The 8,343-nt window shown below is 73.5% G+C and carries 7 protein-coding genes and 1 pseudogene; 3 read left to right on the top strand and 5 right to left on the bottom strand.

What is annotated here, in order from left to right; genetic code table 11:
• Nucleotides 1-466 (top strand): annotated as a pseudogene (locus ND748_RS19330) (phospho-sugar mutase); the annotation flags it as partial.
• Between the two features lie 72 nt (nt 467-538).
• Here the strand turns inward: ND748_RS19330 and upp are convergent.
• Nucleotides 539-1,177 (bottom strand): uracil phosphoribosyltransferase, encoded by a 639-nt coding sequence (gene upp / locus ND748_RS19325; RefSeq protein WP_251747411.1) that lies wholly within the window; start codon nt 1,175-1,177, stop codon nt 539-541.
• Between the two features lie 37 nt (nt 1,178-1,214).
• Here upp and deoC point away from each other — a divergent pair, with 37 nt between their 5' ends.
• The gene (deoC, locus tag ND748_RS19320; RefSeq protein WP_251747410.1) at nt 1,215-1,994 is read left to right on the top strand and encodes a deoxyribose-phosphate aldolase; all 780 of its coding nucleotides are present in this window, start codon (nt 1,215-1,217) and stop codon (nt 1,992-1,994) included.
• 32 nt (nt 1,995-2,026) lie between these two features.
• On the opposite strand, the gene ND748_RS19315 is transcribed toward deoC, so the two are convergent.
• From ND748_RS19315 to ND748_RS19300, 4 genes are all read right to left on the bottom strand, one after another.
• On the bottom strand, nt 2,027-2,686 hold the full coding sequence (locus tag ND748_RS19315) for a DNA-3-methyladenine glycosylase I (protein ID WP_251747409.1): 660 nt from the start codon (nt 2,684-2,686) through the stop codon (nt 2,027-2,029).
• Nucleotides 2,683-3,786 (bottom strand): adenosine deaminase, encoded by a 1,104-nt coding sequence (locus tag ND748_RS19310; protein ID WP_251747408.1) that lies wholly within the window; start codon nt 3,784-3,786, stop codon nt 2,683-2,685. The genes ND748_RS19315 and ND748_RS19310 overlap by 4 nt, the downstream gene beginning before the upstream one ends.
• 96 nt (nt 3,787-3,882) lie before the next feature.
• The gene (locus ND748_RS19305) at nt 3,883-5,226 is read right to left on the bottom strand and encodes a thymidine phosphorylase (protein WP_251747407.1); all 1,344 of its coding nucleotides are present in this window, start codon (nt 5,224-5,226) and stop codon (nt 3,883-3,885) included.
• Nucleotides 5,223-5,777, bottom strand: a complete 555-nt coding sequence (locus ND748_RS19300; RefSeq protein ID WP_285902377.1) for a cytidine deaminase — start codon at nt 5,775-5,777, stop codon at nt 5,223-5,225. Before ND748_RS19300 ends, ND748_RS19305 begins: the two co-directional genes overlap by 4 nt.
• Before the next feature lie 242 nt (nt 5,778-6,019).
• Here ND748_RS19300 and ND748_RS19295 point away from each other — a divergent pair.
• Nucleotides 6,020-8,343 (top strand): serine/threonine-protein kinase (locus ND748_RS19295; protein ID WP_251747405.1); only part of this gene is annotated, 2,324 nt, incomplete at its 3' end.

Raw genomic sequence — 8,343 nt, 5'->3', positions numbered from 1 at the left:
GTTGGGGGTGCTGGTGAGCGGGGAGGGGTGTTTTGGGTTCGTCGAGGTCGCCGGGAGCGCCACGGCGAGGCGGGGCCCCCCCCCCCCCCCCCCGCCGCGGCTCGCGGACCGCACGGTGACGGGCCGGCGCGACCTGCTCGACGATGGCAGCCTGCCGACGAAGGGTGCCCTACCGACGGAAGGTGTCCTGCCGACGGAAGGTGTCCTGCCGACGGCCGATGTCTTCGTCCTGTTCCTCGACGACGACAGGGTGACCTTCCGGCCAAGCGGGACCGAACCGAAGCTGAAGGTGTACCTCGAGGTCGTCGAGCCGGTCGACGTCGGCTCGGCCACCCACGCCACCCAGGCCACCGACGCCACCGACGCCATGACGGTCAACGCGGTCATCGCGGCCCGCGAGCGAGCCCGGTCCCGGCTCGCCGAGCTCATCGCCGCCGTCGACGATCTGCTCATCCAGCTCGGGTAGCCGACCCGCGGGCCGGCCACCTACGCCCGAGCCGTCCGCCGGCAGCGCCGCACGCCGCACCTCCCCCGTGGATCACATCTCGCCGTAGATCCGATCGCCGGCGTCGCCGAGCCCGGGGACGATGTAGGCGGTGTCGTTCAACCGCTCGTCGACGGCCGCGGTCACCACCGTCAGCCCCGCCGCCGCCGCGGCCGGCAGGCCCGACTCCAGCGCCGCCAACCCCTCCGGCGCCGCGACGACCGCGACGACCGTGATGTCCCGCGCCCCGCGGTCGAGCAGCAGCCGCAGGCTGTGCAGGACCGAGCCGCCGGTGGCAAGCATCGGGTCGAGCAGCAGCACGGGCCGGCCGGCCAGGTCGGCGGGCACGGCCTCCAGGTAGACGGTGGGTCGGTGAGTGGTCTCATCCCGGGCCAGGCCGATGAAGGCGGTGTGGGCGTCCGGGAGCAGGCTGAGTGCCGCGGGCAGCATGCCGAGGCCCGCGCGCAGCACCGGGGCGAGGACCGCCTCGGTGGCCAGCCGCACCCCGGTCGTCGTCGCCAGCGGGGTCGTCACCGGCACGGGCGTCGTCGGCAGCGCCCGGGTCGCCTCGTAGACCAGCATCGTGGCCAGGTCGTGCAGGGTCGGCCGGAAACGGGAGCGCGGCGTGCGCTCGTCGCGGAGCACGGTAAGCGACGAGGCCGCCAGGGGATGGTCCACGACGTGCAGATGCACGGACTGACTCCTCGAGCGCGAGACGGGATCGGCAATGATGCAACGTATGACAACCGATCCCGCCGGACCCGACCGTCCCGCCGCGGAACCGGGGAACGGCTCCCCCACCCCGGCCGAGGGCGCCCGGCCCACCCTGCGGCGGGCCGAGGTCGCCCGGCTGATCGACCACACCCTGCTGGCCCCGGCCGCGACCGACGAGGAGGTGCTCGCGCTGTGCGCCGAGGCCGCCAAGCTGGGCGTCGGCGCGGTCTGCGTGGCCCCGACCCACGTCTACCTCGCTGCGGCGAGCACATACCGTGGCGGCCCCGAAGCCGAGCCCGCCTTCGCCGTCGCCTCGGTGATCGGCTTTCCGCACGGCACGCATCTCACCGTCATCAAGGCCGAGGAGGCCCGCCGGGCTGTCGCGGACGGCGCGACCGAGATCGACATGGTCATCGACATCGCCAACGCGATGGACGAGAACTGGCGGGCGATCGAGACCGAGATCTCCGAGGTCCGCCTGTCGGTGCCGCCGCACGTGATCCTCAAGGTGATCCTGGAGACGGCGCTGCTGCCCGACGCGAACATCATCGCGGCCTGCCGGGCGGCGGAGGCCGGCGGGGCCGAGTTCGTCAAGACGTCCACCGGATTCCACCCGGCCGGGGGAGCCAGCGTGCGCGCGGTGCGGGCGATGGTCGAAGCGGTGGGGGGACGGCTCGGAATCAAGGCCTCCGGCGGCATCCGGACGGCGGAAAGAGCGACAGCCATGATCGAGGCCGGCGCGACCCGCCTGGGACTGTCCGCCTCCGCCGACGTCCTCGGCGGTTTTCCCACCTGATCCGCCCCGGGCGGTCCCACCCCGCGAGAGCATTACTCGGACACGTGCGGCACCCAGCAGTCCGCCAAATGATCATCGACGAGACCGCAGGCCTGCATGAGCGCATACGCGGTGGTCGGGCCGACGAACACGAAGCCGGCCGCGCGCAGCCCCTTCGCCAGCGCCACCGACTCGGCGGTCTTCGCCGGCACCTCGGCGAGGGTGGCCGGCCTGGCTCGCCGCGGCGGCGGCGGCCGATGTGACCAGATCAGCTCGGGCAGCGGCCGGTCGAGGGCGAGCACCGCCCGGGCGTTGACGATCGTGGCCTCGATCTTGCGGCGGTTGCGCACGATGCCGGCGTCGCCGAGCAGCCGCTCGACGTCGGCGGCTCCGAACCCGGCGACCACGCCCGGGTCGAACCCGGCGAAGGCCGACCGGAACGCCGGCCGCTTGCGCAGGATCGTCAGCCACGACAACCCGGACTGGAACGCCTCGAGGGTGAGGCGCTCGAACAGGCTCACCTCATCCCGGACCGGGCGGCCCCACTCCTCATCGTGGTACTCGACGTATTCCGGCGCCGACAGGCCCCATGGGCAACGCGCCCGCCCGTCGGCTCCGACCACGACGCCCGCGGGGGCGGGCCGGTTCGGAACCGGGCCGGCCGGCGCCGCCTGGGCGCCGAGTGGCTCGGTTCCTGCCACGCCCGTGCTCATCGGGCGACCTCCTCACGGACGTAGGGCGCGTAGCCCGGCTTGATGACGTCGTTGATCAGGTCGAGACGTTCGTCGAAGGGCAGGAAGGCCGACTTCATCGCGTTCAGGGTGAGCCAGCGGATGTCCGACCAGTCGTAGCCATGGACGTCGACGAGCGTCGCGAACTCCCCCGACAGCGACACGTCGCTCATGAGCCGGTTGTCCGTGTTCACCGTGACCCGGAAGTGCAGCCGGCGCAGCAGGGCGATGGGATGGCGCTCGACGCTCGGCGCGGCACCCGTGTGCACGTTCGAGGTGGGGCACATCTCCAGCGGCACCCGGACGTCGCGCACGTAGTTGGCGAGATCCCCGAGAATCGCCTTACCGTCCGGATCGACCGTGATGTCGTCGACGATGCGCACCCCGTGGCCGAGACGGTCGGCGTTGCACCACTGGACCGCCTCCCAGATCGACGGCAGCCCGAACGCCTCGCCCGCATGGATCGTGTAGTGCCCGTTCGCCCGCTGGATGTACTGGAAGGCGTCGAGGTGCCGGGTCGGCGGGTTGCCCGCCTCGGCGCCGGCGATGTCGAAACCGACCACCCCGGCGTCCCGCCAGCGCACGGCCAGCTCGGCGATCTCCAGCGAGCGGGCCTGGTGACGCATGGCGGTGAGCAGCGCGCGGATGCGCAACGGCGTGCCGGCGGCGCCCGCGCGGAAGCCGTCGAGGACGGCCTCGACGACCGCGTCCAGCGACAGGCCACGCTCGACGTGCAGCTCGGGGGCGAACCGCACCTCGGCGTAGACGACGCCGTCGGCCGCGAGGTCCTCGGCGCACTCGCGCGCCACCCGCCGGATCGCCTCCTGGGTCTGCATCACACCGACGGTGTGGCTGAACGTCTCCAGGTAGCGCACCAGCGAGCCGCTGTGCGCTCCGCCCCGAAACCAGGTGCTCAGGGCGTGCGCGTCCGTGGACGGGAGGTCCCGGTAGCCGGTCTCGTCGGCGAGCTCGACCACCGTGGCCGGCCGCAGCCCGCCGTCGAGATGATCGTGCAACAGGACCTTCGGCACCCGGCGGATCTCGTCGATCGTGATCGGGCCGGGCGGTGCGTCGTTCGTCATCGCGTCCTCCGTCTCGTGCCCAGACCGTAGGCCACGGGTCCGACAGAACCGCGGCGCCGCGACGCCGGCCGAATTCGCCCGACCGCCCCGACGGGGTCAGGAGCGGATGTGGTCTGCGATGAGCGGGACGGGCGGCGGCGGCTGCGGGGTGACCTCCACCGCACCGGCGAGCACGGCCAGCGCGCGGCCGAGGGTGCCCGGATCGTCGGTGTGCAGCTCCAGCAGCGGCTCCCCCGCCGTGACCCGGTCGCCGATGCCCGCCCGCCAGCGCACGCCCGCCGTCGCGGACACCGAGTCCTCCTTGCGGGCCCGCCCCGCGCCCAGCCGCCAGGCCGCGATGCCGACCGCCCGGGCGTCCAGACTCGCCAGGTAGCCGGACGCGGGGGCGGGCACGGTCTCGACGTGGGTCGCCCGCGGCAGGACCGCGTCGGGATCGCCGCCCTGTGCCGCGACCATCGCCCGCCACACCGGGTAGGCGTCCCCGGCCGCCAGCACCTCGGCCGGGTCACGGACCGTCGGCGCCACGGCCGGGTCATGGGCCGGGGGTGTTCCGCCGGTTGCGACCTCCAGCCCCGCGCCGGCCAGCTCGATCATCACCCGGGCCAGGGCGACGGTGATCTCCACCAGGTCCGCCGGCCCGCCGCCGCGCAGGGTGTCGACCGCCTCGGCGACCTCCAGCGCATTGCCGGCCGTGCGCCCCAGCGGGTGGTCCATGCGGGTCAGCACCGCCTCGGTCCGCACGCCGGCGGCCGCGCCGAGCCCCACCATGGTCCGCGCCAACTCCCGGGCGTCATCCAGCGAGGTCATGAACGCCCCCGAGCCCACCTTCACGTCGAGGACCAGCGCGGACGTACCCTCGGCGATCTTCTTGCTCATGATCGACGAAGCGATCAGCGGGATCGACTCGACCGTTCCGGTGACGTCCCGCAGCGCGTAGAGCTTGCGGTCCGCGGGGGCCAGGCCGGCCCCGGCGGCACAGATCACCGCGCCGATCTCGGCGAGCTGGCGGCGCATCCGCTCGACCGGCAGGTCGGCGCGCCAGCCCGGGATCGACTCCATCTTGTCCAGCGTCCCACCGGTGTGCCCGAGGCCCCGCCCCGACAGCTGCGGGACGGCGACGCCGCACGCGGCGACCAGTGGCACCAGCACCAGCGAGACCTTGTCGCCGACCCCACCGGTCGAGTGCTTGTCCACGGTGGGACGGCCGACCCCGGCCAGGTCCAGCCGCTCGCCGCTGGCGATCATCGCGGCGGTCCAGCGGTCGAGCTCGGGCGGGGACATTCCGCGCCACACCACCGCCATCAGGTAGGCCGACATCTGTTCGTCGGCGACCCGGCCGTGGGTGTAGGCATCGATCAGCCAGTCGACGGCCGCCAGTGGCAGCGAGCGGCCATCCCGCTTCGCCCGGATGAGGTCGACGACGTCGAAGTCGGCGGTCACGACGCCCCCGATCCGTCGGACGGGGTAGCACCGGTTGGGGGTGAGCCGGGCGGAACGGGCGGAACGGGCGGATCACCGGCAGCCACCGCCGCGAGACCCGCCCGCCGCGGCGGGACCGGCAGGTCGAGCGGACCGAACGCGCCAGGCAGCAACTCCGCCAGCGGGCGGACGCCGTCGGCGGTCGCGACGAGCAGGTCGGGGCCGCCGTGCTCGTAGAGCAGCTGCCGGCACCGGCCGCAGGGCGCCAGCGGCCGCCCGTCCGCGTCGACGCACGCGAACGCCACCAGACGGCCGCCTCCCTGGGCGTGCAGCGCCGATACCAGGCCGCACTCGGCGCACAGCGCGAGGCCGTACGAGGCGTTCTCGACGTTGCAGCCGACGACCATCCACGGCTCGTCCCCGGTGGTGCGGCCCTCGGCGTCCGGACGGTCGACGACCAGCGCGGCCGCGCCGACCCGCAGGCCCGAATACGGCGCGTAGGCACTCTGCGCGACACGGACAGCGGCGTTCCGCAGCCGTTCCCAGCTTCTGTCGTCCACACTCCACCCCATGTCCCTGCACCCCCTGTTCTCGCCACACGCCTTGTTCTCGCCACATCCCTTGGCCTCGCCGCACCCCCTGGCCTCGCCACACCTCCTGGTCTCGGCCCACCACCTGGTCTCGCCACCTCGTGTTCTCGTCGAAGTCCGTGGTCCGATCGGGCGCTGACGCCAGCATGCCCGACCTCCGCGGGCCGGCCACGATGTGATCCCATGGACGCGAGCCTCACTGGCGATCGGGAAGGGACGAAGGGATGGCAGGCGAGTCCCCGGACAACCCGGGTCCGGCCGGGGCAGTAGCCCTCGTCGGAGGGCGCTACCGGCTCGACGGCGTCCTCGGACATGGCGGCTTCGGCGTCGTGCACCGGGCCACCGATGAGCTGCTCCAGCGGGTGGTGGCCGTCAAGGAAGTTCGACTGCCGATCACCGAGAGTGGCCAGGAGAGCGACCGGGCCCGGGAACGGGTACTGCGCGAGGCGCGCGCCGCCGGGCGGTTGCACCATCCCGGGGCCGTCGCCGTGCTCGACGTCATCGACGACGGCGATCTGCCCTGGATCGTCATGGAGTACGTCGAAGGACAGTCACTGTCGCGGATCATCACCGATCTCGGCCCCCGGCCGGTCGACGAGACCTGTCGCGTCGGCATCAGTCTGGCCTACGCGTTGGAGGCGGCGCACCGACTCGGCATCGTGCACCGAGACGTCAAGCCGAGCAACGTGCTGGTCACCCCCGACGGTCGGGCCCGGCTGACGGACTTCGGCATCGCGGTCAGCCACGGTGATCCCCGGCTCACCAGCACCGGGATGGTGCTCGGCTCGCCGGCCTATCTGCCGCCCGAGCGGGCCCGTGGGGACGCGGGCAGCGCCACCGGTGACCGGTGGGGGCTGGGCGCCACGCTGTTCACCACGATCGAGGGCTGTCCGCCCTTCGCCGGCGGCGACCCGATCTCGGTGCTCGCCGCGCTCATGCAGGGACGGCGTCAGCCCTTCCGCCTCGCTGGCCCGCTGGCGCCGGTGATCGACGATCTGATGGCGCCGCGGGGGCTGGGCCGTCCCCCGCTGTCCGTCGTGCGCAAGCGGCTGCGCGAAATCCTGGAGCGCGGCGGCGAGCGACGCTCGTCCCGGACCGGCCGGCCGACGCGCCCCACCCGTCCGCGCCCACCGGCCCGCACCACCGTCACCACACCACCGGCATCCACGCCACCGGCATCGACAGCGCCACCGGCACCGGCACTGCCACCGCCACCGCCAGCGGCACCCATGCCACTCGAGGGGGCCGACCGCCGCGATCCCGTCGACGCGGTCAGCGGCCGGCGCGAGGGAACCAGCCCGCAGGCTACGGACGATCGGCACCGCGGAGCCGATCCCGATGGTCCGAGCCGTTCTCACGGCGGGAACGATGCACGCGCCCTGGATGAGCCGGGCGACGGCGACCACTCACCCGGCCACCGTTCGCGACCGCTGAGCAACGGGGCTCCCGGCGACGACGCGCCCAGTCCTCGCGACGAGGACACCGGTCACCCGCTGGGACCGAACGAAGCCAAACGGCACAGCACTGACGATGAAAGCCGCGCAGGCGAACAACACGGCTCAGCCGAAAGTCGTCGAGACGAGCTCGGCGAGACCAAGGCCACGAAACACCTCGACGTCGCGGAGTCCATCGCGTCCGCCTCGACCGCTACGCCCTCGAGATCCTCGACCGGCGCCGCCGTCCCCAGATATGCCGAACTGACGGTCGCGGCATCGGCGCCCCCGGCACCGATGATCGGCGTACCGACGGTCTCCTCGGCAGGAATCGCCGATTCGGCCGCCGTGCCGCTCTCCGCGCGTGCGGGCGGCACCGCCGGCACGCCCGTCGCAGACGCGGACACCGTTGCCACCGAGACCCCCGTGACCGAGACCTCCGCAGCCGAGACCTCCACAGCCGAGGCCCTCGCACACGAGACCCAAGGACCGAAGCCCGTCGGAATCGGCTTCACCGAGGTCCCGACAGCCGGGACCGGGACAGTCCGAACCGGCTCTACCTGGACCGACACAGGACCGACCGAAACGGGACGGACCGACAGGGCCGGACCCGAATCCGAACCCGCCGGGACCGAACCCGCTGAGGTCCCGGCGACCCGGACTGAGCCCGACGCCGTTGCCTCGGGCACAGCCGGGACGCTGCCACCCGGCGCTCTCGGGCGGGCGCCGGCACCCGGTCCGGCCGAGGATCCCCTACCAGCGGCCGCCGCCTCCCCACAGTCGGCGAAACCGTTGCCGGGATCTGCGGCGGCCGCCTCCCCGGGGCCGTTGCGCGCGCAGCCGATACGGACTCGCTTGACCAGCCCGCTCGAGCGCATGCGTTCGATGGACCGGATGCGGGCGCTCGGCGGGATCCCGGCGCGGGCGCGGTTGGTCGGTCGCAGCGCCGGGTCCGAGGTTGGGTCCGAGGTCGGTGGTGGGGCCGGTGGTCGGGCCGGTGGTGGGGCCGAGGCCGGACACGATGGACCCTGGGACACCGCCGCTTCGACTGGCGCGCCCAGCGGGAGTGACGATCCGCTCTCGGTCGCCCCGGGCCCTGGCCTGCCGGCTGCGCC

Origin of the sequence: Frankia sp. AiPs1 (genome assembly GCF_023716945.1) — a bacterium.
Classification (GTDB): domain Bacteria; phylum Actinomycetota; class Actinomycetes; order Frankiales; family Frankiaceae; genus Frankia.
Note: the sequence above shows the minus strand (reverse complement) of the source record. Positions and strands in the feature narration are given on the sequence as shown.